Annotated in this window: 26 protein-coding genes and 1 pseudogene; 12 read left to right on the forward strand and 15 right to left on the reverse strand. The window is 61.6% G+C overall.

The window, feature by feature from the left end:
• Window positions 1–1,712 (forward strand): annotated as a pseudogene (locus H9L06_RS06200) (amidase).
• 9 nt (window positions 1,713–1,721) lie between these two features.
• Entirely contained in the window at window positions 1,722–2,744 is a 1,023-nt protein-coding gene (locus tag H9L06_RS06205) for a threonine aldolase family protein (RefSeq protein ID WP_187554390.1), read from the forward strand.
• On the opposite strand, the gene lysE is transcribed toward H9L06_RS06205, so the two are convergent.
• Window positions 2,741–3,355, reverse strand: coding sequence for an L-lysine exporter (gene lysE / locus H9L06_RS06210; protein WP_223165172.1), 615 nt, complete (start codon window positions 3,353–3,355; stop codon window positions 2,741–2,743). The genes H9L06_RS06205 and lysE overlap by 4 nt on opposite strands.
• Before the next feature lie 91 nt (window positions 3,356–3,446).
• Here lysE and H9L06_RS06215 point away from each other — a divergent pair, with 91 nt between their 5' ends.
• Both H9L06_RS06215 and H9L06_RS06220 read left to right on the forward strand, forming a co-directional pair.
• Window positions 3,447–4,349: a LysR family transcriptional regulator ArgP gene (locus H9L06_RS06215; RefSeq protein ID WP_187554391.1), complete on the forward strand. Its 903-nt coding sequence runs from the start codon at window positions 3,447–3,449 to the stop codon at window positions 4,347–4,349.
• Between the two features lie 54 nt (window positions 4,350–4,403).
• Window positions 4,404–5,000: a nitroreductase family protein gene (locus tag H9L06_RS06220; RefSeq protein ID WP_187554392.1), complete on the forward strand. Its 597-nt coding sequence runs from the start codon at window positions 4,404–4,406 to the stop codon at window positions 4,998–5,000.
• Window positions 5,001–5,099: 99 nt separating this feature from the next.
• Here the strand turns inward: H9L06_RS06220 and H9L06_RS06225 are convergent, their stop codons facing one another.
• The 8 genes from H9L06_RS06225 to H9L06_RS06260 form a co-directional block, all read right to left on the reverse strand.
• On the reverse strand, window positions 5,100–5,525 hold the full coding sequence (locus H9L06_RS06225) for a hypothetical protein (RefSeq protein WP_187554393.1): 426 nt from the start codon (window positions 5,523–5,525) through the stop codon (window positions 5,100–5,102).
• 2 nt (window positions 5,526–5,527) lie between these two features.
• Window positions 5,528–6,310 carry a uroporphyrinogen-III synthase gene (locus H9L06_RS06230; RefSeq protein ID WP_187554394.1) on the reverse strand — a complete coding sequence of 261 codons (783 nt, stop codon included), beginning with the start codon at window positions 6,308–6,310 and terminating at the stop codon, window positions 5,528–5,530.
• A 170-nt stretch (window positions 6,311–6,480) separates the two neighbouring features.
• Window positions 6,481–6,738 carry a hypothetical protein gene (locus tag H9L06_RS06235; protein WP_187554395.1) on the reverse strand — a complete coding sequence of 86 codons (258 nt, stop codon included), beginning with the start codon at window positions 6,736–6,738 and terminating at the stop codon, window positions 6,481–6,483.
• The gene (locus H9L06_RS06240) at window positions 6,735–7,169 is read right to left on the reverse strand and encodes a phage holin family protein (protein WP_187554396.1); all 435 of its coding nucleotides are present in this window, start codon (window positions 7,167–7,169) and stop codon (window positions 6,735–6,737) included. Before H9L06_RS06240 ends, H9L06_RS06235 begins: the two co-directional genes overlap by 4 nt.
• Window positions 7,166–7,513: a YtxH domain-containing protein gene (locus tag H9L06_RS06245; RefSeq protein WP_187554397.1), complete on the reverse strand. Its 348-nt coding sequence runs from the start codon at window positions 7,511–7,513 to the stop codon at window positions 7,166–7,168. The genes H9L06_RS06240 and H9L06_RS06245 overlap by 4 nt, the downstream gene beginning before the upstream one ends.
• Before the next feature lie 113 nt (window positions 7,514–7,626).
• Window positions 7,627–8,934, reverse strand: coding sequence for a hypothetical protein (locus tag H9L06_RS06250; RefSeq protein ID WP_187554398.1), 1,308 nt, complete (start codon window positions 8,932–8,934; stop codon window positions 7,627–7,629).
• A gap of 11 nt (window positions 8,935–8,945) precedes the next feature.
• Window positions 8,946–10,079 carry a CPBP family intramembrane glutamic endopeptidase gene (locus tag H9L06_RS06255; protein ID WP_187554399.1) on the reverse strand — a complete coding sequence of 378 codons (1,134 nt, stop codon included), beginning with the start codon at window positions 10,077–10,079 and terminating at the stop codon, window positions 8,946–8,948.
• 85 nt (window positions 10,080–10,164) lie between these two features.
• Window positions 10,165–11,550 carry a glycine--tRNA ligase gene (locus H9L06_RS06260; protein WP_187554400.1) on the reverse strand — a complete coding sequence of 462 codons (1,386 nt, stop codon included), beginning with the start codon at window positions 11,548–11,550 and terminating at the stop codon, window positions 10,165–10,167.
• Between the two features lie 188 nt (window positions 11,551–11,738).
• Between H9L06_RS06260 and H9L06_RS06265 the strand changes: the two genes are divergently transcribed.
• Complete coding sequence (locus H9L06_RS06265) at window positions 11,739–12,503, forward strand: NADPH-dependent oxidoreductase (RefSeq protein WP_187554401.1); 765 nt, start codon at window positions 11,739–11,741, stop codon at window positions 12,501–12,503.
• Window positions 12,504–12,506: 3 nt separating this feature from the next.
• Here the strand turns inward: H9L06_RS06265 and H9L06_RS06270 are convergent, their stop codons facing one another.
• Entirely contained in the window at window positions 12,507–13,460 is a 954-nt protein-coding gene (locus H9L06_RS06270) for a 2-hydroxyacid dehydrogenase (RefSeq protein ID WP_187554402.1), read from the reverse strand.
• An 84-nt stretch (window positions 13,461–13,544) separates the two neighbouring features.
• Window positions 13,545–14,378 (reverse strand): alpha/beta hydrolase, encoded by an 834-nt coding sequence (locus H9L06_RS06275; protein ID WP_187554403.1) that lies wholly within the window; start codon window positions 14,376–14,378, stop codon window positions 13,545–13,547.
• A gap of 144 nt (window positions 14,379–14,522) precedes the next feature.
• Between H9L06_RS06275 and H9L06_RS06280 the strand changes: the two genes are divergently transcribed.
• Entirely contained in the window at window positions 14,523–15,413 is an 891-nt protein-coding gene (locus H9L06_RS06280; protein WP_187554404.1) for an alpha/beta fold hydrolase, read from the forward strand.
• Between the two features lie 57 nt (window positions 15,414–15,470).
• Here H9L06_RS06280 and H9L06_RS06285 read toward each other — a convergent pair whose 3' ends face one another.
• Entirely contained in the window at window positions 15,471–16,712 is a 1,242-nt protein-coding gene (locus H9L06_RS06285; RefSeq protein WP_187554405.1) for an MFS transporter, read from the reverse strand.
• 160 nt (window positions 16,713–16,872) lie between these two features.
• Here H9L06_RS06285 and H9L06_RS11910 point away from each other — a divergent pair, with 160 nt between their 5' ends.
• From H9L06_RS11910 to H9L06_RS06305, 4 genes are all read left to right on the forward strand, one after another.
• Window positions 16,873–19,293: a TNT domain-containing protein gene (locus H9L06_RS11910; RefSeq protein ID WP_187554406.1), complete on the forward strand. Its 2,421-nt coding sequence runs from the start codon at window positions 16,873–16,875 to the stop codon at window positions 19,291–19,293.
• Window positions 19,290–19,613, forward strand: coding sequence for a hypothetical protein (locus H9L06_RS06295; RefSeq protein ID WP_187554407.1), 324 nt, complete (start codon window positions 19,290–19,292; stop codon window positions 19,611–19,613). The genes H9L06_RS11910 and H9L06_RS06295 overlap by 4 nt, the downstream gene beginning before the upstream one ends.
• A gap of 667 nt (window positions 19,614–20,280) precedes the next feature.
• A complete protein-coding gene (locus H9L06_RS06300; RefSeq protein WP_187554408.1) occupies window positions 20,281–20,649 on the forward strand; it encodes an SseB family protein in 369 nt (122 codons plus the stop codon).
• Between the two features lie 54 nt (window positions 20,650–20,703).
• Complete coding sequence (locus tag H9L06_RS06305; RefSeq protein ID WP_187554409.1) at window positions 20,704–20,976, forward strand: hypothetical protein; 273 nt, start codon at window positions 20,704–20,706, stop codon at window positions 20,974–20,976.
• 42 nt (window positions 20,977–21,018) lie between these two features.
• Here the strand turns inward: H9L06_RS06305 and H9L06_RS06310 are convergent, their stop codons facing one another.
• Both H9L06_RS06310 and H9L06_RS06315 read right to left on the reverse strand, forming a co-directional pair.
• Window positions 21,019–22,311: a type II toxin-antitoxin system HipA family toxin gene (locus H9L06_RS06310; protein ID WP_187554410.1), complete on the reverse strand. Its 1,293-nt coding sequence runs from the start codon at window positions 22,309–22,311 to the stop codon at window positions 21,019–21,021.
• Window positions 22,304–22,555 (reverse strand): helix-turn-helix domain-containing protein, encoded by a 252-nt coding sequence (locus tag H9L06_RS06315; protein WP_187554411.1) that lies wholly within the window; start codon window positions 22,553–22,555, stop codon window positions 22,304–22,306. Before H9L06_RS06315 ends, H9L06_RS06310 begins: the two co-directional genes overlap by 8 nt.
• Before the next feature lie 190 nt (window positions 22,556–22,745).
• Between H9L06_RS06315 and lplAB the strand changes: the two genes are divergently transcribed.
• The gene (gene lplAB, locus H9L06_RS06320; protein WP_187556393.1) at window positions 22,746–23,795 is read left to right on the forward strand and encodes a lipoate-protein ligase LplAB; all 1,050 of its coding nucleotides are present in this window, start codon (window positions 22,746–22,748) and stop codon (window positions 23,793–23,795) included.
• 21 nt (window positions 23,796–23,816) lie between these two features.
• Here lplAB and H9L06_RS06325 read toward each other — a convergent pair whose 3' ends face one another.
• Window positions 23,817–24,566: an IclR family transcriptional regulator gene (locus H9L06_RS06325; RefSeq protein ID WP_187554412.1), complete on the reverse strand. Its 750-nt coding sequence runs from the start codon at window positions 24,564–24,566 to the stop codon at window positions 23,817–23,819.
• Between the two features lie 105 nt (window positions 24,567–24,671).
• On the opposite strand from H9L06_RS06325, the gene H9L06_RS06330 reads away from it, so the two are divergent.
• The gene (locus tag H9L06_RS06330; RefSeq protein WP_187554413.1) at window positions 24,672–26,855 is read left to right on the forward strand and encodes a malate synthase G; all 2,184 of its coding nucleotides are present in this window, start codon (window positions 24,672–24,674) and stop codon (window positions 26,853–26,855) included.
• Window position 26,856: the final 1 nt, after the last annotated feature.

Consider the following 26,856-nt stretch of genomic DNA (forward strand, 5'->3'; position numbering starts at 1 on the left):
ATGAGTGAGCATTTTGACGTCGTCGAGGCAAGCATCGCCGACCTGCGAGGGGCACTCGAGCGCGGCGAAGTGACGAGCGTGGGCCTCGTCGAGGCGTACCTCGCGCGCATCGAGGCGTACGACGTAGCGGGCACCGAGACCGAGCTGAACGCGCTCGTGGTGCGCAATGACGATGCGCTGGCAGAGGCGCGCGCGTCAGACGAGCGCAGGGCTCGCGGCGAAACGCTCGGCCCACTCGACGGCATCCCGTATACGGCGAAAGACAGTTACCTCGTGAAGGGGCTCACGGCTGCAGCCGGCAGCCCCACGTTCAAGGATCTCGTGGCCCAGCGCGACGCCTTCACCATCGAGCGGTTGCGCGCGGGCGGAGCGATCTGCCTTGGCCTCACGAACATGCCACCCATGGCGAACGGCGGCATGCAGCGCGGCGTCTACGGCCGCGCCGAGAGCCCATACAACGCCGAATATCTCACCGCGCCGTTCGCGTCGGGCTCATCGAACGGATCGGGCACCGCGACCGCCGCAAGCTTCGCAGCGTTCGGGCTCGGCGAAGAAACCTGGTCGAGCGGGCGCGGCCCCGCCTCGAACAACGCACTCTGCGCCTATACTCCGTCCCGCGGCGTCATCTCGATTCGTGGCAACTGGCCCCTCGTTCCCACAATGGATGTCGTTGTGCCACACGCGCGCACCATGGCAGACCTACTCGAGGTGCTCGATGTCATCGTTGCTGAAGATCCCGAGACGCGCGGTGACCTCTGGCGGGCGCAGCCGTGGGTGAAGATCCCCCGGTATCTGAGTTGCGGCCCGAGAGCTATCGCGCGCTTGGTGGTCACAGTGGATCGGGCCCGCTCGCGGGCCGCCGCTTCGGCATTCCAAAGATGTACATCAATGCAGACCCCGAGTCCGGCACCGCGACAGACCCAGGTATCGGCGGTCCGACCGGGCAGCGCATCGATACCCCCGCCTCAGTTGTCGACCTGTGGGAGGCCGCGAGGCGCGACCTCGAGGCATCAGGAGCCGAGGTCATCGACGTGGACTTCCCAGTCGTGTCGAACTACGAGGGCGACCGGCCAGGCGCGCCGAAGATTCACACGCGCGGCTTCGTGACGGCCGAGTACCTGAAGCGCGAGATCGTCGATCTCTCGGCATGGTCGTGGGACGACTTCTTGCGCGCGAACGGCGATCCGGCACTCCCAGATCTCACGGGCGTCGACGGCGCACAGATCTTCCCGCAACCAGAGGGAGCGCTCCCCGACCGCTACACCGGCTTCGACGACGACATCGCCGAGTACCCGGGCCACGTGCGCGCGAACCCGGTCGCCTCATTCACCGAGATCCCCGAACTCGAGGCGGGATTCAGGGGCCTCGAGCGCACCCGTGAGGTCGACCTCGAACAGTGGATGGACGAGCTCGGCCTCGACGCCGTCGTCTTCCCCGCGGTCGCAGATGTCGGCCCCGCAGACATGGACGTGAACGAAGCCTCAGCAGACCTCGGCTGGCGCAACGGGGTGTGGATCGCAAACGGCAACCTCACGATCCGGCATTTCGGTATCCCCACCGTCACCGTGCCGATGGGGCTCATGTCAGACATTCAGATGCCGGTTGGTCTCACGTTCGCCGGTCGTGCGTATGACGACACGAGACTCCTCGAGTTTGGTGCGGCGTTTGAGGCGATCCGCCCCCGCCGCGTCGCCCCACCCCGCACGCCGTAAGCTGTGTTCGTGCCATCGAACGAACTCGCAACGCCCCACTCATTCGCCTCCGACAACTGGTCGGGGATCCACCCCGAGGTGCTCGCCGCGATCACAGCCGCGAACACCGGGGCAGCCCGGGCGTATGGCGGCGATGCGTGGACCGAAAGGTTTCAGCAAGTTGCGCGCGAGCTGTTTGGCGCCGAGACTGAGGCGTTTCCTGTGTTCAACGGCACTGGCGCGAACGTACTTGCGCTGCAGGCCGCGACCCCACGGTGGGGTGCGGTGATCTGCGCTCGCAATGCGCACATCAATACCGCAGAGACCGGCGCCCCGGAGAAAACAGGTGGCCTCAAGCTGCTACCTCTCGAGGGCGAGCACGGCAAGCTCACCCCCGAGATCGTCGCGCGCGAGGCATGGGGCTGGGGCGATGAACACCGCGCTTCACCAGACGTCGTCTCGATCTCGCAGGTCACAGAAGTAGGCACGTGCTACACGCCCGACGAGATCCGAGCACTCGCCGATCAGGCTCACGAACTCGGCATGCTGCTGCACGTCGATGGATCACGTCTCGGCAACGCCGCCGCGCACCTCGGAACGAGCCTGGCCGCGATCACGAACGACGCCGGGGTCGACCTGCTGAGCCTCGGAGGCACGAAGAACGGTGCGCTCGCGGCTGAGGCGGTGGTGGTGTTGCGGCCCGGATCCACCCCGGGAATCACCTCGCTGCGCAAGATGAACCTGCAGCTCTCGTCGAAGATGCGGTTCATCTCAGCCCAGCTCACCGCCCTGTACGGGGGCGATCTGTGGCTGCGATCGGCTCGGCATGCGAACGCAATGGCGGATCGGCTAGCCGAGGGACTCGAGCCGCTCGGCGCGACACTACTCCACCCCGTCGAATCAAACGCGGTGTTCTGCGAGCTCGACCCCGAGGTCGCAGCTCGGGCAGACCTCCGCACCTCGCGAGGCAAGGGAAACACCTACCGTCTCATGTGCGCATTCGACACCACGCCCGAGGCCGTCGACGAGCTACTCGCAACGCTTCGCGGCTAACCCGCGATCCCGCCAAAGGCGAGGCGGGCGGCGATCACGAGCATGGTCACGGCGACGACACCGTCGAGGATCCGCCACGAACGCGGGGTCGCGAAGAATCGCGTGAGCGCGCGAGCGCCGTACCCGAGAAGGAAGAACCAGCCGATGCTCGCAATCGCGCCGCCGGCCACGAACCACCATCTGGCCGGGTCGCCCTGTGCGTTGCCGATCGACCCCATGAGCACCATGGTGTCGAGGTAGACGTGCGGGTTGAGATATGTAATCGCGAGGCAGGCGAGCACGGTCTTCTTCAGTGTAGTTTCGCCGCCGGCTCCAGCTACGAGCACCTCGGGTCGCATCGCGCGTCTCGCCGCCGACCAGGCGTACCAAATGAGGAAAGCGACGCCGCCCCAGCGCACCACGTCGAGAACAACCGGAGCACGCTCGACGATGAGGCCGATTCCGGCGACACCGAGCAGCTCGAGCATCGCGTCAGTGACTCCACAAATGAGCACCACCGGCAGCACGTGCTCGCGCCGAATGCCCTGCCTGAGCACGAACGCGTTCTGCGCGCCGATCGCGACGATGAGCGAGAGGCCGCTGCCGATGCCGATGAGAAGTGGAAGGATCACAGCATCGAGGCTAGAGCCTGTGATGCCAAGTTCACGAATTTAGCGCGCCTCATTATTCTCACCCTCATTAAGCATTGCTTAATATGTGAGTATGGATCTCCCCATCGACCACCTCCGCACCCTCGCCGCCGTCGTGCACCAGGGGTCGCTCGAGGGCGCCGCTAAGCAGTTGCACATCACGCCATCGGCGGTGAGTCAACGCATCCGCGGCCTCGAAGAGCGGGTTGGCTCGGTGCTGTTGCGTCGCACCAGACCCGTGTCGGTCACCGAGGCTGGCGCCGCGGTACTTCGCGCCGCGCGCCAGGTTGAGCAGGTGGTAAGTGACCTCGCGAGTGAACTCGAGCAGGGATCCACCGGAGGCTCACTCATTCCCGTTGTGGTGAACGCCGACTCACTCGCGACCTGGTTCGTTCCGGCCCTCGCACGTGCGGCCCGCGAAACCGGGGCCCGCTTCGAGGTGATCCGCGCCGACGAGACGATCTCGACCGAGAAGCTACAGAACGGCGAGGCGATGGCCGCACTCACCGCGACGCGCGAGGCGGTGCCCGGGTGCACCTCATCCCCCATTGGGGTGGATCGGTACTACGCCGTCGCAACCCCCGAGTTCGCAGTCGAGTACTTCGCATCAGGGCTCAGCGCTGCAACCCTCGCCGCTGCACCGCAGCTCGAATTCGATCGACACGACATGTTTCAACAGCGCTTCATCAAGCGGATCACCCGGGCCCGAGTCGATCCACCCCGACACTTCGTACCCTCGTCTGCCGAGTTCGTCATGGCGATTGAGCTCGGCATGGGATGGGGCATGGTGCCGCGGCTGCAGTGCGCGGAATCGCTCGCTTCGGGGCGACTCGTCGAGATCATGCCGGGATCGCACATCGACCTGCCGCTCTACTGGCAACGGTGGAACCTCCGCTCCCCGGTGCTCGATGCGCTCTCCGAAGTGATTGCCGACGAAGCTCGACACGCATTTCTTTCACCGGTGAAGCAGGAATAGTAGAAGGATGCCTGACGTTCAACTTTGTGGCGAGGCAGAGGCTTCGCCACACGTATGAACTCAGGAGAACTTTCCGTGATAGTGAAGCACGCAACTACCAGCGCACCCATTCTCGACACGCTCATCGAGCGATGGAGCCCGCGTGCCTACGACGCCGATCACGCACTCACCGAGGGTGAGCTGCGAGGCGTCTTCGAGGCCGCACGTTGGTCGCCGAGCGGCAGCAACACGCAACCGTGGCGTTTCATCATCGCGCGCCGTGGGTCGGATTCATTCGCAAAGGTCGAAGCCGCACTTATGCCCGGCAACGCCGCCTGGGCAAACACCGCCGCCGCGTTTATCGTGAACCTCGCCGTGAACCAGACCGAAGACGGGCAGCCTATGCGTTGGGCCGAGTACGACCTCGGACAGGCAGTTGCGCACCTCTCAGTGCAGGCGCACAGCGAGGGGCTCTATGTGCACCAGATGGGCGGCTTCGATCCGCAGGCTCTGAGCGAGGCATTTGACCTCGACGCGACCCTCACGCCGGTGACCGTCGCCACAATCGGTAAGCTCGGCACCCCAGATCAGCTTCCCGAGCCTCTCAGAGAGCGCGAACTCGCACCGCGCACGAGACTCTCGCTTGAAGAGATCATTGTCGTCAACGACTGATCGCCAAGCGCCAGGGACGAACTTCAGCCGTTTGCGAAGCGATACCCACTGAGCTCAACCAGGTGACGCGGCTCCGGAGGTTGCGATTCCGGTGCCGCGTTACTTGTTGGTATCGACCCTGAACGGTTCGTCTGCGTCTTCGAGCCGAAGCGCGCGAACCAAATCTGCCGCGTGTACGGTGGAGATAATGACGCGGGCGAACGAGTCGAACTCTCCGATCCACCCTTTGTTATCTTCACTGCTCTCAGCGACATCGAGGTCGATTACAACTGCGGATCGACCACGCCGCGCCAGCACGAAGTCTCTGCCACCGCGCGTGCGCCAGGTTCCATACGCAAGACCGCCAGGAAGACTCGCGCCGGGTGCCCTGATCCCGCGGATCCACACCCACGGGTCGTCAGTAATGACCGCAGAGCGGATCGCCTCGCGGTCAAGCACCACGTCACGCCTGCGTAGCGACACCGCCTTTTCGGCCGCGGTGAGGCGAATGACCACCCGGTCGCTGTGCACCTCGATACGTGCCATGGCTAGTCCAGCATGTCTGAGTGGTCGATCGCAGACTCAACTGCATCGATGATGGCCTGCCTGAGCGTGGAGTTGCCCTCTGAGCAGCCGGGAAGGCCGAGCTCAGCGGCAGCGGCAAGCGTGTTCTCACCGACGCACACGACGAGCGTGTCTTTGGGAACATTGACGAACTGCTCTCGCACCTGTTCTGCAATCTTCGCTGATGCAACGAGAATCGCATTGATGCGGCCCGAATCGATGTCTTCACGAATGTGCACCGAGGCTGGAACCCCAATGGTTCTAAACGCGAGCACTTGGGTCACGTTGTGGCCGCGGCTGATGAGACCCTGCGTGAGCACGGGAGTCGCAACATCTGAACGGAGCGTGAGCACCCGGAGCACATTGCCCGCGTCGATCTCGTGCCACTCCTTGAGCAACTGATGCGTTGAGTTCTCGTCTTCTTTCGGTGTGAGAGTGACGGGGTACCCGGCCTCGCGAAACGCTACTGCGGTCGCCTCGCCAACAATCGCGACCTTGGTGCGCTCATGGAACACCGCATTGTGGTGTTTCAACACATCGGCAACCGTTGCACTCGTCGCCGTCATCCAATCAAACTCGCCATTTTCAAGATCATGCAACGCAGCGACGAGCTTCTCTTCTTCACTCGTGTGCGCAAAATCTACTAGTGGCGCAATTACCGTTTGTGCTCCTTGTTCACGGAGCGCCTGGGAGACGAGGTCGCCCCAGATCCCACCGCGAGGAACGAGCACACGAAGGCCACTGAGCGGCTTCGCCTGATCCGACATACACCCCACTCACTCGAGCACGAACATGGAAATATAAACCCAAAGGTCAATGAATACCCAAAACGAGAATAACCTGTTCACCCTATTCTTGCCTTGCATTGCGCAAGACGCAAAACGTGCGTCGTTTTCAGTTGAATCGCAACACAGCCGTTATGCGGAAATAGCGCGATTTAGCGAATTCTCTTCGCTATTCCACTCGCAACCGCCCACACAACCGCACCAACTGCAGCCGCCGCCACAACCACGCCGGCCGCGAACACGGCTGGCCGTTCCTCCTTGACCTCCTGAATTCGCACCCCCACCCGATCTACCGCGTCGTCAAACCGTTGGGCGTAATTCAGCCGGTCACGCAGCTGACCAAGAGTGTCATAAAGGTCTGCGCGCGCGAGTTCGGCTTCAATGATGCCCTGTGCCTTGCTCTTGTTCATCGCACTCCTCCCGGGCCACCGAACGCTGGCCCGTCGTTGTTGACGCGCACCTCGCCCATCGCGTGAATATCGCCGGTCACCCGATCAATCGTTTCGTCGGGCACAGGGTTGCCTCGCTTGATAAGCATGACGCTGGCGAGGATCGCAAGCGCGGCGAGCACCAGTAGGCCCGCAGCCACAACCAGCGCCGCAAGCCACCAGGGCCACACCAAAGCGAGCGCTGCAACGGCTGCGATGACGAGTGCCTCAAGCATGAAGAAGAGGAAGAACAACGCGACGACAATGCCCGCCGCCCCGATGCCAATCTTCTTTGCCGCTGACAGCACCTCGCGCTTTGCGTTCGCGAGTTCGATCTTCGCGAGGCTCACAATTTGCTGCGGCAGCCTCGTCAAAAGTTCGAAGGTGCCCGGCTCATTGCGCTTTCGGCTCATACCAATGTCTCCTCCGCACCATCAGGCTTCGTATCCCCCGGTGCGGAACCCTCGTGTTTTGCCCCAGAATCGCTGGCCCTTGCGCCCCGCGGTTGCGTCGCTGCACCACGCGGCTGAGTTGCGGCGTCGAACGCTGCCTTCGCAACATTGGCCGCGGCAGCCTTCACGCTGTCGAGTCCGTCGCCAATCTGGTGTTTTACTGCCGAGACACCCTGCTGAACGAGCGGTGTCTCCCAGACCGCCGAGGCGCCTCGCTTAATCTGCTCGTAGCGTTCTCTGCCCGCTCGGCTTCCGAGTACGTAACCGAGCGCAGCTCCGAGAACGAAACCTATTTTGCCCTTCATGCTGCCTCCAGTTCGCGGTTGTATCCACCCTAACTTGCAAGGGACGACTGCGATACATTCCAGATTTGAAATATACAGGGCAATACTTGCCCATTCAAGGGGCTTGCAAATCTTTAGGCGATACCGGTAAGCCTTCTTCGAAGATGCACCGCACGGTCCCTGGCATCGGCAATGGCGTCGCCAAGCTCCCCACCGAACAGCTCAGTTCCGCAGAGCACAACGTTCGGGTGAGCGGCGTTCCAGTCGTCGACTTTGGTCTTTGCGCTCGCGCGCTGCTCGAGTGTCACAAATGGTGCCGGAACCGTGTGCGAGGTCGCTGAATTCGGTACAGGATCGAGACCTAATTCTTCTGCGAGGCCTGCGAGAGACTCGATCGTGTGTGTCTCTTCCGTGCGGTCACGACGACCGCTTGCGAGGGAGAGCGACCACGACCCATCAGCATGCAGCCTCGTACGAGCCGCCCACTGCTCTCCCGAATTCGAATTGATAATGCGCAATTTATCCGCATGTCCACCCTCAACCTGAGCGGTTCGCTGGCCATCAATTCCAATTTCAGCATATTCGCGATACTCCGAAGCACGAAGCTCCCGCGCTGACTGAAAGTCGTCGCTCGCACCTGAGATCGTTTGCTCAGGATCCGTAATGACTGCGGCAACCTCGAGCACGCGGCCAGTATCGTCCCATGCAGCCCAAGCGCTGCCATCGGTCGTCGATCGAAGATCAACGATCGCGGCATCGAGCCGCTCTGCACCGTATAGCTCGAGCCGCTCGTATAACACCTCAACAGCTCGCGCCCAACCCCGTGCCGGAGCAACGAGAGTTTCACGTGCAACGTGTCGCTCTAGGTGAAGCAGTGCGCCGCCGCTCAGCGAACCCGCCCGCGTCAGGCTCTCATTAAGCCCCGGAGCAACAGCAGCGACTTCAAGTTCTTCGGCGTGCGCACCGAAACGTTCAAAAACCAATGGTTCAACAAGCAGTTTGAGCACCTGTGCACCCATGCGTGACTGCACGAGCTTTGCAAGGTTCTCCTCTTTGCCAATCGTGAGCACCGGCTTGAGCCGGTCGAGGTACGCGCGCATGGCGCCTCCGAACCCGAGCAGGTTTAAGCAATCGCTCGCGAGTGGCACCGTCGGAATCCCCCACGGCGCCGCCTCGGGTACCGGTTGCCATCTGCCGTCGTGTCCCCGAAGCTGCACGGGCGCCGGCGCGCTCTGGGTCGGTCGCACACTCGGTTCGGGCCGACCACCGTCAGCAATTGGCGCGGCAAGCTCGTCGAGCAGTGTCTTCACGGTGCCATGTGGATCGCGTACCGGCCCATGCGGCACCCGGCCTGGCACGTCGGCGATCCACACCTTTACACCGACCTCTGCGAGGTCGAGCGCGGCCGCAAGCGCGGAGACACTTGAGCTAACGAGCAGCACGCCCTTCATAGTCAGCTGCCCGGGTGAACTGGTGGGGTCGGCTGTGGCTGTTGCTGCGGCTCGACCGGTGCTGCAGCCGAGGGCTGAACCGGCTGCATGACGACGTCAATGCGCTCGCGCCCGTACCCGTGCTTGCGGAAAATGCGAATCACGAGCCACGCAAAGACAGCGAGGCCAGCGATCTCGCCGATGATGCTCTCGATGCCGCTGCCGCTTTCAACCTGGGCAGTCTCACCGGTGATACCCGAAGCCATGAATGCGAATGCAATTAGGTTATTGAGTACGTGAATCGCGATCGCTGCCTCAAGACCACCGGTCTTCCAGGTAAGCCAGGCGGCAACGAGTCCCATAAGGCCAACTGCGATCAGCCCCCAGATGTCATAAATGTGCATTGCTGCGAAGGCCACTGTCGAGAGACCGATTGCAAGCCACGGCGACTTCATCCACGAACCAAACACCTGCAGCAAGAGACCGCGGAACGCGACCTCTTCGGCTGCCGCTTGAAACGGAACCAGGAGAACGACGAGCACCATCGAGATGATCGCGGCGTTCACGTCAAAGTCGGCGGGGAGTTCGGGTGCCTCGGCACCCGTCGCACCTGTGATTCCATCGATGACCATGTCGGCAAGAATGCCAACCCCGTTCATCACGATGACGCCGACAAGCGCGGCACCTAAGGTTCGGCCGAGCAATCCCCAGCGAATGCGCCCCGCGACAGACCACACCCTGCCGGTTGGCCGGATTCCGAGCGACAGCATCGCAAGAATCACCGCAGGAATAAACAAAATGATGAGAGTCATGCTCATCACCAGCGACCACGGGTGCTGCGTGTCGAGTATTGCCTGATCCTGTAGCAGGAACGCGCCCTGCGCGTATTCCGGATCAAAAACCATCAGGAGCGGTATGAACAGGAGACTTAGCGTCAAGTTCATCGCGAGGTAATAACTCACCGCGAGCAGAAATACGAGCAGCGGCTTCCACCACCGATACTTCGGGGCACCCCGGTACAGGCGGTGGTACTCGAGCGGCTCGGTCTCGACCGGAACGTACACCGGCTGCGGCTGCGCCCACGCCCACTGAGGTGGGGCGGTGGCAGGAGCCGTCACCGTGCCCGGTTCAGTGGGTTCAGATGGTGGGATGGTCATTGCTCAGGCCACCCCTCGCTTCGCTCCGTGGGCTGCCGCAGTGGCGGCACCGCGCGAGACTCGAAATGCGATGCATTTCTCATGCTCACGCGCCACGGAGTCTCGTTGCCAGGTACGCGTGCAGATCCGCAACTGGAATGCGCTCCTGCTGCATCGTGTCGCGCTCGCGCACCGTCACCGCGTTGTCATCGAGCGAGTCGAAGTCGACCGTGACGCAGAACGGGGTGCCGATCTCGTCTTGGCGACGGTAACGACGCCCGATTGCACCCGAATCGTCAAAGTCGATGTTCCAGTCGTCGCGCAGGTCGGCAGCGATCTCGCGGGCGAGCGGCGAAAGCTTCTCATTGCGGCTGAGCGGCAGCACCGCCGCCTTCACTGGGGCGAGGCGTGGATCGAGGCCGAGCACCGTGCGCGTGTCGGTGCCACCCTTCGCGTTTGGCACCTCCTCTTCGCGGTACGCGTCAACGAGGAACGCCATGAGCGAGCGCGTCAGTCCAGCCGCAGGCTCGATCACGTACGGGGTGTAGCGCTCGTTCTTGTTCTGATCGAAGAACGACAGATCCTTGCCCGAGTGCTCGGAGTGAGTCGTGAGGTCGAAGTTCGTGCGATTCGCGATGCCCTCGAGCTCGCCCCACTCGCTGCCTTGGAACCCGAAACGGTACTCAATGTCGGTGGTCTGCTTCGAGTAGTGCGAGAGCTTCTCTTTCGGGTGGTCGTAGAAGCGCAGGTTGTCGCGGTCGATACCGAGGTTCACGTACCAGTTCATACGCTCGGCCATCCAGTACTCTTGCCACTCGTCGTCTGTGCCTGGCTCGACGAAGAATTCCATCTCCATCTGCTCGAACTCACGGGTGCGGAAGATGAAGTTGCCCGGCGTGATTTCATTGCGGAAGCTCTTGCCGATCTGGCCAATGCCGAACGGTGGCTTCATGCGAGCAGACTGCAGCACATTCGCGAAGTTCACGAAGATGCCCTGGGCAGTTTCGGGACGCAGGTAGTGCAGGCCCGCCTCATCGTCGACGGGGCCAAGGAAGGTCTTGAGCAGACCCGAGAAGGCGCGGGGCTCGGTGAACTGGCCGCGGGTGCCACATGCGACACAAACGATCTCGGCGAGCCCATCTTTCGGCTCGCGACCCTTCTTCTCCTCGAATTCCTCAATGAGGTGGTCTTCGCGGTACCGCTTGTGGCACTGCATGCACTCGACGAGCGGATCACTGAATACCTCGACGTGACCCGAGGCCTCCCACACTTGCTTCGGCAGAATCACGCTCGAGTCGATGCCAACGACATCGTCGCGCTTCTGCACCATCGTGCGCCACCACTGGCGCTTGATGTTCTCCTTGAGCGCGGTGCCTAAGGGCCCGTAGTCCCAAGCGGATCGCGATCCACCATAAATCTCACCCGCCTGATAGACGAAGCCGCGGTGGCGGGCGAGGGCGATTACCTTATCAAGGCGGGACTGTTCAGCCATGTGAATTTCACTCCAAGGGGCAGACGGGGATCTTGGGTATTGTGCTGTGCGCCGGAACCCTGGTCGCAAGACCACGGTCAGGGGTACCAGAATTGCAGATACCCCGATCGCATAGACCTCTACATCCTATCCCTGCGTCGTTGAGCGTGAGCCGATAGCGTGGGTTGCTAACAAGAGAATGGACGGCAATGACGACACCCTCAAACCCGGTAACCGACCTTCAGCTGCAACACCGTTCGGTGCGCAAATACCTGAGCACCCCGGTCACCGATGAGCAGCTTGAGCTCATCGTTACTGCGGCGCAGCGTGCGTCGACGTCGTCGAATCTGCAGATCGCGACCGTCGTCGCGGTGCGTGACGCGAACCGCAAGCGTCGCATTTCAGAGGCAATAGGCGGGCGCGATTACGTTGAGAATGCGTCGGTTTTTCTGGTGTGGATCGCCGATTTCTCGCGCAACGTCGAGTTGGTGCGGGCACAGGGTGTTGAAACCGAAACCGTGGGGCTCATCGAGAACACGCTCGTGGGTGCGGTCGATGTGGGTATTGCAGCCCAGAACGCTCTGCTCGCTGCTGAGTCGATGGGTCTCGGGGGCGTGTTTGTGGGGTCTGTGCGAAACAATCCCGAGGCTGTGAGCACCGAGTTGGGCCTGCCGAAGCACGCGTTTCCAGTCGTCGGCCTCGCGCTCGGCGTGCCCGACCCTGAGGAGGGCACCGGGCTCAAGCCACGGCTGCCGCTTTCAGGTGTGCTGCACCACGAAACCTACAACGTGGCTGCTTGGGAGCACGCCGTCGAATCTTACGAAGAGGAGTACCGCGAGTACTTCGAGACGCAGGGCATTCCGGGTCGCAGCTGGGCGCGCACGGTCACCCGGCGCATCGCAACTCCAGAGGGGCTGCACGGCAGGCACACGATGCGCGACTCCCTGCGCTCACAGGGCTTCGACTCGGAGTAAGCGCTACTTCCACTCTCCGAGCACGATGTTTTCGGGGGTCGTGCCCGCCTGCAGGTGCCCGATCTGACGCTTGATGAGCGCGACCATGCGCGGCAGCATCGCCGATGAGTCCCCACCGACGTGCGGGGTGATAAGCACGTTCGGTGCATCCCACAGTGGATCATCAGCTGGGAGCGGCTCTTTCTCGGTTACGTCGACTGCGGCCCGCAGCCGACCGCTCTCAAGCTCTGCGATGAGTGCTTCGGTCTGCATGATCGGGCCACGGCCGACGTTCACCATGAGTGCGCCATCGGGCATCGCGGCTAGCTCAGCGGCACCGATGATTCCGCGAGTTTCGTCGGTGAGCGGCAGTCCAATAACCGCAATCTCTGCCTCGGCGAGCAGGTCGTGCAGTTCATTGAAGCCGTGTACGTGCACGGTTTCGCCAGCCTGGTTCACTTCGTCGCGGGCGGATCGCGCAACGCGCGTCACCGTCGTCTCAAACCCGGCGAGACGCGCCTCGATTGCCTTGCCCACGCCGCCGTAGCCAATGAGCAGCACCTTACGATCGGCGAGACTGGGGTACGACACCAAGTCCCACTTGTGCTCAAGCCCGTCTGTAATGAATTTCGGAAGACCGCGCTGAGCCGCGAGCATGAGCGCGAGCGCGAGTTCTGCGGTCGATGCCTCGTGCACTGTGGTGGCGTTCGCGACAACGCGACCCTCTGGGAGGTAGCGCTCCATACCGTTGTACCCAATCGACTGCCATTGCACGAGTTGCGTCGAAATATCAGCGAGCCTGGTGAACGGTTTCACCCCGCCCCAGTACGGAGGCACCACGATGTCGATGTGGTCGCGCGGTGCTGGGCTATCCAGGTCCCAGTCGACGATCTCTACATTGGATCCCTCGCCGAGCGCATCTACGAGCGCGTCTTTAAGGCCGGGATCACTGGGCAGCGAGAGCACGAGATTTTGCATGGTTCGAGTCTAGATGGGCCCACGGAGCGCGATCGAATCGCAGCTGCGCCGATCCACCGCTATCGGCCCGACACACACCCAGGACTAGTGAACGAGCACCGTTCGCAGCTCGTTCACGAACCTTGCGATCGTGGCGGTCGCGTCGCTGAGCGCCTGAGCTGACTCGTCGGGGCGATTCATGTATCCGTGCACCGTTCCGGCCTGCACGGTCTCAGAGACCGTCACGCCAGCAGCGCGAAGTTGCTCTGCGAACTCTTCGGCTGAGACCCTCAGATCGTCGGCGTCGGCATTCACGATGATCGTGGGAGGCAGCAACGCGAGGCGCGACGCCGGCAGCTCCCCCGCGATCGGAGCACCGGTCTCGCCAAGGTAGTACTCGTACATTTCGGCGATGCGCTCTGGCCCGAACCTCCGCTGCTCCGGCAGCTGCGAAGTCGCGGCGGCGACTACCGCATGATCGCGCTGCACGCGATGCAGTGTCGGGTATTCGAGTAGCAGGGCCTGCGCTTGGCGCGCACCCTGTCGATCCACCTGATTGAGCGTCGCGAGCACCGCGAGATGACCGCCCGCGCTCGCGCCCCCGACCACAAGCGGGGTCGTGTACTCGGCCGCGGCCCACGCGACCACCGCGGCGACATCGTTCGAGGGCGCGGGCGCCTTCACGGTGTCACTCGCCAACACGTAGTCGACCGAAATCACCCGAATGCCGGAGTCTGCGAACTGGCGCGAAACCCAATCGGCCTCAGGCCAATCGAGGGTGCCGCGCACAAACGATCCACCGTGAGCCCAGACGAGGGTTGCCCACGGGTCGAGCACTGGCGTGTACACCCGCACCGGCACCTCGGTAGAGCCTGGCAGCGATTGCAGCGCGGGCCCCGGCACCGTCATCGACACGACGAGCGGATCACTAGACGCCATCTCGCTCCCTTCGGCCTTGACCGTAATACACGACGCACAGAAGAGTAACGCCACGAGAAGAAGTGGCGCAGTGAAACGCCAGGCTCGCCGCATTGACCCAGTATATTTCTGCGTTTGCGCACTTGGGTAGGCCAGAATGAGCACATGAGCGAACAGAACAAGCGGCCTACTAGCGAAGCCTTCTCCTACGTCGACGCGCACGGCGTTGAGATCAGCGCGTACGCTTGGCTGCCTGACCCCGAGGTGACGCCCGAGCCCGTTGCGGTCGTGCAGATCGCACACGGCATCGGTGAGCACGCACTGCGGTACGACGCGTTTGCGCGCTTTCTCACGCAGGCGGGGCTCGCGGTGTACGCCGACGACCACCGCGGGCACGGCGAAACCGGCAGGCGTCAGCACGGGGGCGACCTCTCGTTGCTCGGCAAGCTTGGCCCTGGCGGGCTTCGCGCCGCCGAGGCCGCGATCGTGCAATTCACGGGCCTGATTCGCGAGCGGCATCCGGGGCTCAAGGTTGCGATGTTTGGACACTCGTGGGGGTCGCTCATGACGCAGCGGATCCTGAACGAACACCCGAAGCTCTGGGACGCGGTCGTGCTCTCCGGCTCCGCCTTCCGCACCTTCAAACACATGGAGAGCGGCGACCTCAACGCGAATTGGGCCTCCGTCGCAGATGTGAACGGATTCGAGTGGTTGAGTCGCGATCCCGAAACGGCGGCGGCCTTCATTGCCGATCCGCTGTGCTTCGAGGCGAACGTGCTCAAGCTGTTCGGCGTCGCCGATGGGCTCAGGCTCTACGGCAAGCCTGGGCCTGGCCTCGATCCGCTCACCCCGATGCTCATCGTCTCGGGTAGTGAGGATCCACTGAGCCGCGGCGACGGACTAAAACTGCTCGCCGACGCATATCGCGCTCGCGGAATGCGCGATATCTCGGTGAAAATCTACGCCGAAGGGCGACACGAGATGCTCAATGAGACGAACCGCGACGAGGTGTTCGAGTTCTTAGCGACGTGGATCCTGGAGCACACCGCCGAGTAGAAGTGGCCGCTCACGAGTTGGGCCATCATTCTGGCGGATCGCCGAGGGTTCCACGCGCTAAGACTTACGGGGCACGAATATTGGCAACCAGCGCAGGAACCCGGCGACACCTACGAGTCCGATCCCACCCATCACCCCGGTCGCGACCATGATCGGTGCGACTGCTGCGATGCCCGAAAACGCGAGGGGTGCGAGTACGGCACCGGAGTCAGTGAGTGTGCGCCACGAGCCGAGAAACGGGGCGGGATCGTGGCGCGGCGCGAGATCCGCACCGAGCGTCATGAGAATGCCGCTCGAGAGCCCGTTACCGAGCCCAATCACGGCGGCGAACACGGCGAACCAGATACCCGCAGCACCAAGGTCGTGGGTGAGCGATAGCGCGAGAAACCCGAACGCCATGAGCAGCATCGCGGGAGCGACCGCCCAAAGTCTGCCGAACCTATCCATGACCTGACCGCTCACATAAAACAGCGCGAAGTCGAGCGCGCCCGCGACACCGACCACGATGAGGATCGTCTGCGCGTCGAGGCCGATCGAGACTCCCCAGATCGGCAGCACAATGTCGCGCGCCGAGCGGATCGCCGAGAGCGTGGCGGCCGAAACCCCGATGCGGGAGAGCACCGTGCGGTGCTTGATCATGGTGCCGATTATGCCGTCGCGTTCAAGCGGAATCGGTGACGTCGCGGTTCCCTGCGGCTGCACGCGGGCAGCGAATTCGGTCTCTGGATCGGGTCCGAACCACACCAGCAAGAATGTGACGACGATGCATCCGACCAGGAACCAGATCGCTCCAGTCTGATGGCCGGTGAGACCGAGCATGAGCGCACCGACGAACGGGCCCACGAACGTGCCGAGCCGGAACGTGCCACCCAGCAGCGACAGTGCCCTCGCGCGGAAGGTAAATGGGACCCGAGTCGCCATGAATGCGTGCCTCGCGAGACCGAATGCAGACGTTGCGATACCGAGAATGAAAATCGCGATCGTAAGCACCGCCACGTTCGGCGCAAAGAGCATGCCGAGCGCGCCGACCATTGCGACGAGGCTCGCGAGGCTCATGGCGATGCGCTCACCCAGGCGCGCAACGACCCAGCTCGAGGGGAGATTGCCGCAGAGCTTTCCGATGACGAGCGCTGATGCGATTGCGCCGGTTGCTGCGAGACTCGCGCCGAGCCCGGTTGCCATCGTCGGGATGAGGGGAATGACCGCGCCCTCACCGAGGGCAAAAATGAGCGTCGGCCCATAGATCATCGGGGCGAGGCGAAGGATGAGTTTGCCGCCCGATGGTTGTGGGTCCGTCATTCAAATCCTCTCCAGAGGCAACCCTACCGCGGCGCTGGTTCTCACTAAGCGCAGCGGTTCGGTCAGTTTGCGCAGAGCGTGCGGTTCGGCGGTTTATGGCTACTACATTTGCGCGGAAGGGGGCTCAAGTTCGTTCGTTAAGTGAGTGAGGCTCCTCCCGGTGTTTGTGCGTGTGAATCCAGCCGCGATCGCGTCTGACGCCGAACAGGTCGGGTCGGTCGCAACCAAGATTCTCACCGCTACCACCACAGCGGGTTCGTCACTTTTGGCATGCCAGGGCATGGCCGGAATCGATCCGATGGCCGAGGAGTTCGCGCTCGGCACGAAGACCGAGGGCGGGTACGACCTGTCGGCCGCGTCGATGATTGAGTCCGGGGTGACGCTCGCGAAGGCCGTCGCGACCTTTGAGGGCCAAGTCCTGGGTCTTGCTTCCGCGTATCGGGCAATGGAGCTCGTCGGGCTTGGTGGTGGATCGAACCCGTACGCGACCATTACCCCCACCCAAATCACGGCGTCTCCGCCGTCGGTTGGTTCGTCTTTGGGTGATGAGCAGCGTGGTACCCCGCAGGGCGAGATCATGGAATGGGTCGAAAACTTCCTCAAAGACACGGCGGGGATTGTGATCCCGACCGCAGACACCGGGAAAATCACCCAAGCCGCCAGTGCGTGGGATGCGTACGCTGGGGAACTCACCACCGCAAAAGCAGAGCTTGAAGCGGCGCTCCCGCTGACGCTTGCTTCGGAGTTCCCGCAGCGCGGCGATGTTGCGGCGGTACACACGAAACTGTCGAGTCTCATTGAAGACCTCGCAGGCGATGCTGCCTCACTCAGCGAGGGGTGCGCGGCGTTCGCGAAGAGTGTCGAGGAGATCCGGGCCGAGCTCCTTGCAATGCTCGGGCAGTTAGCGGCCGAGATCGCGCTCGATATCGGACTCGGGGCGGTCCTGTCACTCGTGTCGTTTGGGGCTGGCGCGGTTGCGGCCGCGGGGAAGGCTGCACTCACGGTCGCGAGGTGGGTGCCAAAACTCCTCGCCGTGATCAACCGGCTGAAGACCTTGATTCAGTCAGCGAAGCGCACCATGGCGGTGATGCGCCGGGCGTCGATCGAGGCGATCGAATCGGCAGTATCAGGGACGGTCGCGAACGCGACCGCGTCGGCCGCGTTTGGGAACTTCTCCTGGGACGATGTGGGTGGTGCTGCGGTGTCGTCCGCGATTGGCGGCGCGATCGCGGGACCCTTCTCCCATATTGGCAGTAGCATCACCTCCCGCGGTGCCCGGGTCACGACCCGTGCCACGGTTGACGGGGTTACTGGTGGGGTGGGTGGTGTTGCGGGTGAGTTCGCCGCATCGCAGGTGACCGGGCAAGACTTCAATCTCCTGATGTCCACCCTCGTCGGCGCTGCGGGCGGCGCTGCTGGTGGTGGTCTGACATCGATCAAGAACCCGTCAGCGAGCTCGAGCGTTTCAGCCAACCCGAACGCGTCACTCACGAACACTTCACCTACGCCGGTAAGCAGTGGCGCACCATCGGCGACAACACTTGCGGGCGGGACCTCGTCAACCGGCAGCAATGCGATGAACACAGGTACGCCGAATGGCGGTCCACCGAACATAGGCGTGCCGACCCCTGGTGGAACTGCCTGCGGCGGCACCCCTACTCCTGGTATCGGTGATGGACCAGAAGCCCCAGTCGGTGAAGGCCCGGGCAACGGCAGTTCAAGTTCTGGAGGTACTGGAAGCGGTCCTATTGCAGGTGGCACGGACGTACCGCAAAGCAACATCGAGATTCCAGCATCACTACCCCACGACGCCGCTGCGGGTGAGGCCAGTACCCGCTCAGAGGTTTCCACGGCCACCTCAACCATGGAAGTGGATCCAACTGGTAGCGCTGGTCTAGAGACTACAAGTATCCCCGACACAAACGTCGAAGTACCGACTTCATTCGAGAACGACGTGCCACAGAGCGGTACGGGCGAATCGCCTACGACATTAGTGGATGCCGACGTTGAAAACGGCGGAGATCACAACACTGGTGGATCCGAGCCGAATCACCCAACGTGGCAGTTTGATGATCCGCAGGTGCAGGACCTGAAGAACACTCTCGAAGATGCGGTTCGAGCCAAGAACCTGCCGGATTACGACCCGACTGGTGGGCTCGGCTGGGAACAGTTCATGGATAGGTACTTCCGCGGGTTTGACACGGACGGCCGGGCGGAATGGAACTGGCCGGAATATCCACCACACAAGAACGGCTTCAAAAATGGTGAATCGACGCCGACTGACCTCAAACCTGGAGACACAATCGAACGCATCACTTTCTTAGACGAGGACGGCTTCCCGAAAGACGGACGCTTTGCCGCCCCCAAAGATACTCCCTTCGAAAAACTCTCACTACCGCCCGATAGACTCACCGACGAAACGATCACGGTACGATACCAAGTACTCAAGGATCTCCCTGATTTCATCCGAAAAGGAATCATTGCTCAGGGCTTTGGACAGCCTGGTCATGGGGTTCAGCATTACTTCCCCGATGGCCTAGAGAAACTGACCCAACTCGGCTATTTAAAGGAGATCACATGAATCAGCATGAGTTCAACGAAGCAATACTGGGAATCGGCGGCGGACCTAACGCATCCGAAACACTCGTTTGGATCGCTCCCGATGCCAAGACTCTGACTCAGAGGCCCTACAACTTTGTACCAGTCGGTCCAGGTCTTTACGAGATTTGGAAACCTGGTGGGAGGGGCGACTACTTTGCAGCTAGTGTCTTTGGACCAACTCTCGAGATGCCAAAATTCGTCGGCACATTAGGAGAAGCTTACGATTGGGTCTTCGCTGAACGCGAGCGTCTCTACGGCAGACGTGTTAAGCGCGGGAATGATCAGCCGAATGATGCTTGAGATGAAGCTCAGAAACAGGCCGCATCAGGCGTGGTGACCACTAATTGCGTTGAGCCACGAAAGTTTGGTCTATAAGGTAATTAACTCTCGAGGTGATGTCTTCAAAGGAAGCCTCGAGGAATCGTATGATCACATCTTCACCGCTTTACTTAAGCGTTTAGAGATTTATAAGGGGTGGACCCCAAACTGACTGTCTGGTCGCGCCTAAGGTGGCAACAATGCATCGTGATGAAGCGTTAGAAATTATTCGCAAGGAGAAACATGAGAATTATGTGTGGTTTGAGACACCTAAAAATATGGTTGATTGCGTAGCTATCTACGAAGATCATGGGTCATGGTTCGTGGTGAATACGGATGAACGAGCGGTAGTCGGGGCAGTGAAACAGTTCGGCAATGAGGCCGATGCGCTGGAACTGTTTATTCGTCGGCTACGTCTTTCGAAGCTGATTCGAGAAGATCAATTTGATCCACTTTCCCTCGGACAATTCCAACCTCGCACTGCGGACTTTCAACTTTGTTCGTGCGAAAGACGACCAATACGAAATCTGGCAGTCCGGCGAGCGAAATCTTTTCTTCAAGGCCTCAGGGAGCTACGGTGTGCCATTCCGTGGGTCGTTGGAAGATGCCATCCGCAGATTGTCTTGGATCGCAGAGGATAAGCGTTTCAATGAACTTAACTGAACGCGCAATTCTTGCGGCCCGCGGTGGAGATATTGAACTGCCAGTGCTCATAGCAACAATCCTGGAGTCCAATCTGCTGGTTCCTGCTCACGAATCGTATATCGCTGGCAAGGTCGACTTCTGCCCACTGCTTACGTCGCGTAACGGAGAAAGCTACGTTGTCGCTTTCACTCATTCCAAAGAAATAGAGAAAGCTGGGGTCGAAACCCAGTACGTTGCATCCTTTATTGGGTCCCAACTTTTTCGTGCAATTCCGGCTGGTACTGGCCTGATGATCAATGGCGGTTCCGACGACTCGTTTGCACTAAATGGCGAATCGGTCGCCAATATCGTCGCGGCAATGCCGAACCACTGACGGCCCCGACTGACCGCGCCTGAAGGCCAGCGCTGTTTGCAGAAAGGAGACTTCATGAACCGCGAAGAGTTTATTGAAAGCATGATGGTTCTCGGGTACACCGAATCTGGGGCTGACGATCTTATTTGGATTGCTGCCGATAGTACTGAGTCAAATCTAACTCTACGGGCGTTCAATTTCGTCACAGCGGGGGACGATCAGTATGAGATTTTCCTTCCAGGGGATAGAGGCGGATATTTCAAAGCCTCAGTGAGCTACGGTGTGCCATTCCGTGGGTCGCTGGAAGATGCCTACCTTTGGGTCTATAACGACAGGGCCGGACTCTAACGGATCCAGCTCACTTGCCTACGACGTTGGGGTTTGAACTGCTCAAGTGATCCACCCACGTGCCGCGCTGTAACTTGCGATCGCATCAACCAGGCTGTCGATGAACTTGCGACTGCCTTCGTCATCGAGACCCGGTAGTTGCCGCGCCTCATCACCAGCAGTGGAGAACGCCTCCGCAGTTTTTGAGAAGATCGCGTCAGTCAGCTCTCTTGCTTCAAGTTCATCGATGTCTAGAGACTTGGCGACGTTCACGAGCTGTTCTACACCCACAGCGTCGATCCGATACTTCCCGTCAATCGACATCGCTAGTTCCAGTGGGGAACCAGTTGCTGACGGGTACGCCGCATGGCTACCCAAGTCATACAGTGGCGCAAGCTTCACTTCTTTGTTGTTGAGTAGGAGCGAGTAGTTCTTTGCGTGCGCGTCTGTCCCTTGCATGGCGACGTTGAACACCAGCGACTTGAAGAAGGAACGCAGTGTCGATTGCCTGTTCGCTATATCAACCGAGCCCCTGAGGAGACGAGCAATCTGCTTCACACTCGGGCCACCGTCAGTTTGGTACTTCTGGTCCGGCATCACTGACATTGCTTGGCACAGGTCTTCTTGGTGCAGTCTTCGCCAGGTTCCGTCGCGCAGCTCACGGTCGTACCGTTGGGATACGAAAACATGATCCCCCGCAACTGTTCGAATGACTTCATCGCGGGCAACGTTCAAACCCAAGTGCCGCGCAGCAGTCATTGTCATGAACTCATTGATGTGGTGGTCTGAGTATGGAGGAACGGATGGTTTGAGAATATGTGTTGTCGGAGTTGAGTCGTTCGGCGTGGCCCAGTTGCCTTGCGCAGTCTTATGCAGTGCAACTTTGGGTTGCGCGCCTGGAAGGCTCCACTTGCCGCCACGTTTTGAGGCAGCCCAGGTTTCCTTGTTTCTGATGATCTCCGCAATCATTTCAGCAAACTCATCGTCATCATGAAGAGTTACGTCACCCTGACGTATGGCGGCGTCGCTGCTTTCGGCCCCTGAGGGGAGCAGTTGAACGGCCCCAGCCGCGTCAGATCCCATGTATTGCAGCAGTGCGACCGGATTCTTCCAATTGACTTGGTGTTGGCTTGCAATTGCTTTGAGACGACCCTCACTGTCAGGCAGCAGCCCCGCGAGAAATGCTCTGACCGGCTTATTCCCGTGCCGTGCTCGCTCCATAGGCATTGAGAGCGACAGTGGGGTGTGGTGGTTTGCCAGGTACTCGTCATCGTATGTGAACTCCGTTGACCCGCCGCTCGACTGCACCACTCTTCCAATCAGGGCCCCGTCGAGGTATGCGTCGAGTTCAATCATCGCGAGCCTCCTCTATTTCGGCATATATGGATACGCCAAGCACACTGAGTACATCCATTACGCGATACAGAACCGCTGAGGATCCATCTCGCTCGAAACGGGCCACCCAGGACCGGCTTACGAGGGCGCGGTCAGCAAGCTCCTGCTGCGTAAGCCCGAGGTATTCACGGCGCTCCGCGACAAATGCCCCCATACCGCGAGGTGAGCGCACCTGGCGGCGTAATCTACTCGCACCTTGTGTCATACGTGACACAATAGTCGATGTGTCATAGATGACACAATAGCGAACGTGTCACAAATGACACAAATTGGAAAGTGTCATCTGTGACACACAAGCACAAACGAGAATGACGAAAGCGCATCCGATACACAGAGGTTGTGGCGCTTTTGCCAGCAGAGAGTAGCCTGGTAACAACTTCGTGAAGGAGGCAGTGATGCACGGTGAGTACAAAGTTCCCGGCGGCAAGCTCGTGGTCGTTGACTTCGAACTTGTAGATGGCAAGATTTCAGACTTCAGTCTCTCTGGCGACTTCTTCCTTGAACCCGATGAAGCGCTGCACGACATCAATCGCGCGGTCGAAGGAATGAGCCCGAACGCGACCATTGAAGAGTTCGCTGATGCGATCCGCAAAGAATTGCCGAGCGAGGTGCACCTGCTCGGATTCACGCCAGATTCGGTGGGCATCGCGATCCGCCGCGGCGTCACCGGGGCCGCTCACTGGCGAGACTACGACTGGCAGATCTTGCACGAACCGCCCGTCGCCCCGATGCTGAACGCGGCGCTCGACGAAGTGCTCACGACCGCGGTTGGCGAGGGGCTTCGCGGCCCGACGCTGCGCATCTGGGAGTGGAACGAGCCCGCAGTCTTCATCGGCAGTTTTCAGTCGGTGAAGAACGAGGTCGATGAAGAGGCATCCCAGAGGCGTGGATCGAAGATCGTACGCCGCATCACCGGCGGTGGCGCGATGTACATGGAACCCGAGTCCTCGATCACGTATGCGCTGTACATTCCGGGCGAGCTCGTGCGCGGCATGTCGTTCGCCGATTCCTATGCTTACCTCGATGACTGGGTGCTCGAGGCGCTGAAGTCACTCGGCATCGACGCCGTGTATAAGCCGTTGAACGACATCACGAGCCCACATGGCAAGATCGGCGGGGCTGCGCAGAAGCGCCTCGGTTCGGGCGCGATTTTGCACCACGTCACGATGGCATATGACATGGATCAGGACGCTATGACCGACGTGCTTCGCATTGGCCGCGAGAAGCTTTCCGACAAGGGCACGGCGAGCGCGCAGAAGCGTGTGGATCCGCTGAAAAGCCAGACCGGGCTCCCCCGTGCAGAGATTGTTAAGCGCATGATCGAGGTGTTCCAGCGCCGTCACGGTGGTGTGATGGGCGAGGTCACCGAGGGTGAGTGGGATGCGGCGGAGCGTCTCGTGGAGCAGAAGTTCAACACCGAGGAGTGGCTGCGCCGCGTGCCGTAAGGCGCGCTCGTGCCGCGCCACTCACACGGCGGCGAGCTCGGCGGCAGCGCGCGTGAGTTCTGTGACCGCGGTCTCGACGATCGCGTCGGTAATTCGCGCGCTCGGGCCCGAAATCGACACCGCCGCAGGGGGTGTGGATCCGGGAATCGCGACCGCGATGCAACGCACGCCGACCTCCTGCTCCCCGTCATCAATGGCGAAGCCGCGGCGCCTGGCGTCGCGGAGATCCACCACGAGCGAATCGGCAGTGGTGTGCGTCGTCGCGGTATAACCAGGCATGCCCGTGCGCTCGGTGAGATCTCGAACGCGCACCTCGGACAGCGTCGAGAGCATCGCCTTGCCGACCCCGCTCGCGTGCGGCAGCACCCGGCGACCGACCTCGGTGAACATGCGCATGTGATGCCGCGAGGGCACCTGGGCAATGTAGGTCACGAGGTCACCGTCGAGCACCGCGAGATTCGCCGTCTCCTGCGCAACGTCTTCAAGCCGAACGAGCACCGGCCGGGCGCGCTCTGCGAGCCTCGGCGTCGCCCGCTCCCCGAGACGCATGAGCCCGGGACCGAGCGCGTACTGCCGGTTCTCGAGCTGGCGCACGTGGCCTAAGTCGAGCAGCGTGCGAAGCAAGCGGTGTGTTGTGGGCTGCGCGAGATCCGCCCGATCGGCGATCTCGGCAAGCGTGAGCTCACCGTCGGCCTGCGCGAGCACCTCGAGCAGCGCGAAGGCACGAACAACGGACTGCACTTGGCCTGCCTGGGACGATTCTGCACTCATAGATTCCACGATACGAAATAGGGATTCCAAAAACAAGAATTTCTCCTATCGTGAGGAGGTATAGGGCCAAATCGGCACCGACCCTCGAAGATCTCGGAGTACAGCATGACCACTTACGCCAGCCGCGCAGACCTGTCCGTCGCAGAACCGATCATCGCGTTCGCCGAGGAAAGCCTTGAGCGTCACAATCTCGACCCCGCAGGGTTCTGGGCCGGTGTGAGTGACATCGTGCACGATCTAGCTCCCCGCAACGCTGCGCTTCTGAAGATTCGCGAAGACCTCCAGGCGCAAATCGATATTTACCATCGCACCAACCCCGGCCGCCCAGACCCCGCCGCCTACCGCGCCCTCCTCACCGAGATCGGCTACCTGCAGCCAGAGCCGAGCAACGTGCAGGTCACCACAACCGGCGTTGCTCCCGAAGTTGCGAGCCTCGCCGGACCGCAGCTCGTGGTGCCCATTCTTAATGCTCGCTTCGCACTCAACGCGGCAAACGCGCGCTGGGGCTCGCTCTACGACGCCCTCTACGGCACCGACGCGATTTCGCAAGAGGGTGAGCTTGCCCCGGGCTCTGGGTACAACGAGACCCGCGGTGCCGCGGTCATCGCACGCGGGCGCGAACTGCTCGACACCGCAGCTCCCCTGCGCGGCGCCTCACACGCTGATGCCACGGGCTATTCGGTGCGCGACGGCGAACTCATCGTGTCGCTGCACGGTGGATCAGAAGCAAAGCTCGCAACACCCTCGGCGTTCGCTGGCTACACCGGCTCGGCAGAAGCACCCGACTCGGTGCTGCTCGTGCACAACGGACTGCACCTCGAGATCGTGATCGACGGCTCCGGTTCGATCGGGGCGACGGACGACGCGGGCGTGCAAGACATCGTGCTCGAATCAGCGCTCACCACGATCATGGATCTTGAGGACTCGATCGCGGCGGTCGACGCCGAGGACAAGGCACTCGGATACCGCAACTGGCGCGGGCTCATGGACGGCTCCCTCACCGAGGAGGTAGCGAAGGGCGGCAAGACATTCACCCGCGCGCTCAACCCAGACCGCACCTACACGGCGCCTGACGGAAGCGAGCTCGTGCTCCCAGGCCGCTCGGTGCTCTTCGTGCGCAACGTCGGTCACCTCATGACGAGCGACTCGATCCTCGATCGCACCGGGGCAGAGGCACCCGACGGCATCATCGACGCGATCATGACCGCGCTTGGCTCGCTCGACGACATTCGCGGCGCTCAAGCCAACTCGCGCACCCCGTCGATGTACATCGTGAAGCCCAAGATGCACGGCCCCGACGAGGCCGCGTTCACCGCCGAGTTGTTCGGTCGCGTCGAGCAGCTCCTCGGCCTCCCCGCACTCACGCTGAAGGTCGGCATAATGGACGAGGAGCGCCGCACATCGGCGAACCTCGCAGCCTCGATTGCCGCGGCGAGCGACCGTGTCGTGTTCATCAACACAGGGTTCCTTGATCGCACGGGTGATGAGATCCACACCTCGATGCACGCCGGCCCGTTCTTGCCGAAGGCTGCGATACGCGGCGAGCGCTGGCTGCCAGCTTACGAGGCGCGCAACGTCGATATCGGTGTTGCGTGTGGGCTCGATGACCATGCGCAGATCGGCAAGGGCATGTGGGCGATGCCGGATCTCATGGCCGACATGCTTGAGCAGAAGATTGGGCACGTGCGCTCGGGCGCTTCGACGGCGTGGGTTCCGTCGCCGACCGCGGCGACCCTGCACGCGACGCACTATCACCTTGTCGACGCATTCAAGGCTCGCGCAGCGCTGCCGCCCGCATCGCCCGACTCGCTCGATGCGCTGCTCGATATTCCGCTCGCGTCGCCCGCCGACCTCACTGCTGAGGTGGTGCAGACCGAACTCGAGAACAACGCGCAGTCGATCCTTGGGTACGTCGTGCGGTGGATCGACCAGGGCGTAGGCTGCTCGAAGGTTCCAGACATTCACGACGTTGCGCTCATGGAGGATCGCGCGACCCTGCGCATTTCGTCTCAGCTGCTCGCCAACTGGTTGCTGCACGGCGTGATCACTGAGGCACAGGTCGATGCGGCGCTCGAGAAGCACTCGGCGGTGGTGGATCGGCAGAACGCAGGCGACCCACTCTACGAGGCACTGTTGGGGGCAGATGGCCAGACACCGGGTCTCGCGTTCGAGGCCGCTCGTCGCCTCATCCTCGAGGGTGCATCGCAGCCGTCGGGGTACACCGAGCCGCTCCTCCACGCACTGCGCCGCGCGAAGAAAGAGTCGCTCGTGAGCAGCCCAACGGCTTAAT

This window comes from Leucobacter denitrificans (assembly GCF_014396385.1).
In the GTDB taxonomy this organism is placed as follows: domain Bacteria; phylum Actinomycetota; class Actinomycetes; order Actinomycetales; family Microbacteriaceae; genus Leucobacter; species Leucobacter denitrificans.

Bases quoted from the DNA above. Each gene is read 5' to 3' on its own strand.
- H9L06_RS06215 (WP_187554391.1), top strand. From the start codon at position 3,447: ATGGATCTCCCCATCGACCACCTCCGCACCCTCGCCGCCGTCGTGCAC.
- H9L06_RS06220 (WP_187554392.1), top strand. From the start codon at position 4,404: ATGAACTCAGGAGAACTTTCCGTGATAGTGAAGCACGCAACTACCAGC.
- H9L06_RS06225 (WP_187554393.1), bottom strand. From the start codon at position 5,525: ATGGCACGTATCGAGGTGCACAGCGACCGGGTGGTCATTCGCCTCACC.
- H9L06_RS06230 (WP_187554394.1), bottom strand. From the start codon at position 6,310: ATGTCGGATCAGGCGAAGCCGCTCAGTGGCCTTCGTGTGCTCGTTCCT.
- H9L06_RS06235 (WP_187554395.1), bottom strand. From the start codon at position 6,738: ATGAACAAGAGCAAGGCACAGGGCATCATTGAAGCCGAACTCGCGCGC.
- H9L06_RS06240 (WP_187554396.1), bottom strand. From the start codon at position 7,169: ATGAGCCGAAAGCGCAATGAGCCGGGCACCTTCGAACTTTTGACGAGG.
- H9L06_RS06245 (WP_187554397.1), bottom strand. From the start codon at position 7,513: ATGAAGGGCAAAATAGGTTTCGTTCTCGGAGCTGCGCTCGGTTACGTA.
- H9L06_RS06255 (WP_187554399.1), bottom strand. From the start codon at position 10,079: ATGACCATCCCACCATCTGAACCCACTGAACCGGGCACGGTGACGGCT.
- H9L06_RS06260 (WP_187554400.1), bottom strand. From the start codon at position 11,550: ATGGCTGAACAGTCCCGCCTTGATAAGGTAATCGCCCTCGCCCGCCAC.
- H9L06_RS06265 (WP_187554401.1), top strand. From the start codon at position 11,739: ATGACGACACCCTCAAACCCGGTAACCGACCTTCAGCTGCAACACCGT.
- H9L06_RS06270 (WP_187554402.1), bottom strand. From the start codon at position 13,460: ATGCAAAATCTCGTGCTCTCGCTGCCCAGTGATCCCGGCCTTAAAGAC.
- H9L06_RS06275 (WP_187554403.1), bottom strand. From the start codon at position 14,378: ATGGCGTCTAGTGATCCGCTCGTCGTGTCGATGACGGTGCCGGGGCCC.
- H9L06_RS06280 (WP_187554404.1), top strand. From the start codon at position 14,523: ATGAGCGAACAGAACAAGCGGCCTACTAGCGAAGCCTTCTCCTACGTC.
- H9L06_RS06285 (WP_187554405.1), bottom strand. From the start codon at position 16,712: ATGACGGACCCACAACCATCGGGCGGCAAACTCATCCTTCGCCTCGCC.
- H9L06_RS06295 (WP_187554407.1), top strand. From the start codon at position 19,290: ATGAATCAGCATGAGTTCAACGAAGCAATACTGGGAATCGGCGGCGGA.
- H9L06_RS06300 (WP_187554408.1), top strand. From the start codon at position 20,281: ATGAACTTAACTGAACGCGCAATTCTTGCGGCCCGCGGTGGAGATATT.
- H9L06_RS06305 (WP_187554409.1), top strand. From the start codon at position 20,704: ATGAACCGCGAAGAGTTTATTGAAAGCATGATGGTTCTCGGGTACACC.
- H9L06_RS06310 (WP_187554410.1), bottom strand. From the start codon at position 22,311: ATGATTGAACTCGACGCATACCTCGACGGGGCCCTGATTGGAAGAGTG.
- H9L06_RS06315 (WP_187554411.1), bottom strand. From the start codon at position 22,555: ATGACACAAGGTGCGAGTAGATTACGCCGCCAGGTGCGCTCACCTCGC.
- lplAB (WP_187556393.1), top strand. From the start codon at position 22,746: ATGCACGGTGAGTACAAAGTTCCCGGCGGCAAGCTCGTGGTCGTTGAC.
- H9L06_RS06325 (WP_187554412.1), bottom strand. From the start codon at position 24,566: ATGAGTGCAGAATCGTCCCAGGCAGGCCAAGTGCAGTCCGTTGTTCGT.
- H9L06_RS06330 (WP_187554413.1), top strand. From the start codon at position 24,672: ATGACCACTTACGCCAGCCGCGCAGACCTGTCCGTCGCAGAACCGATC.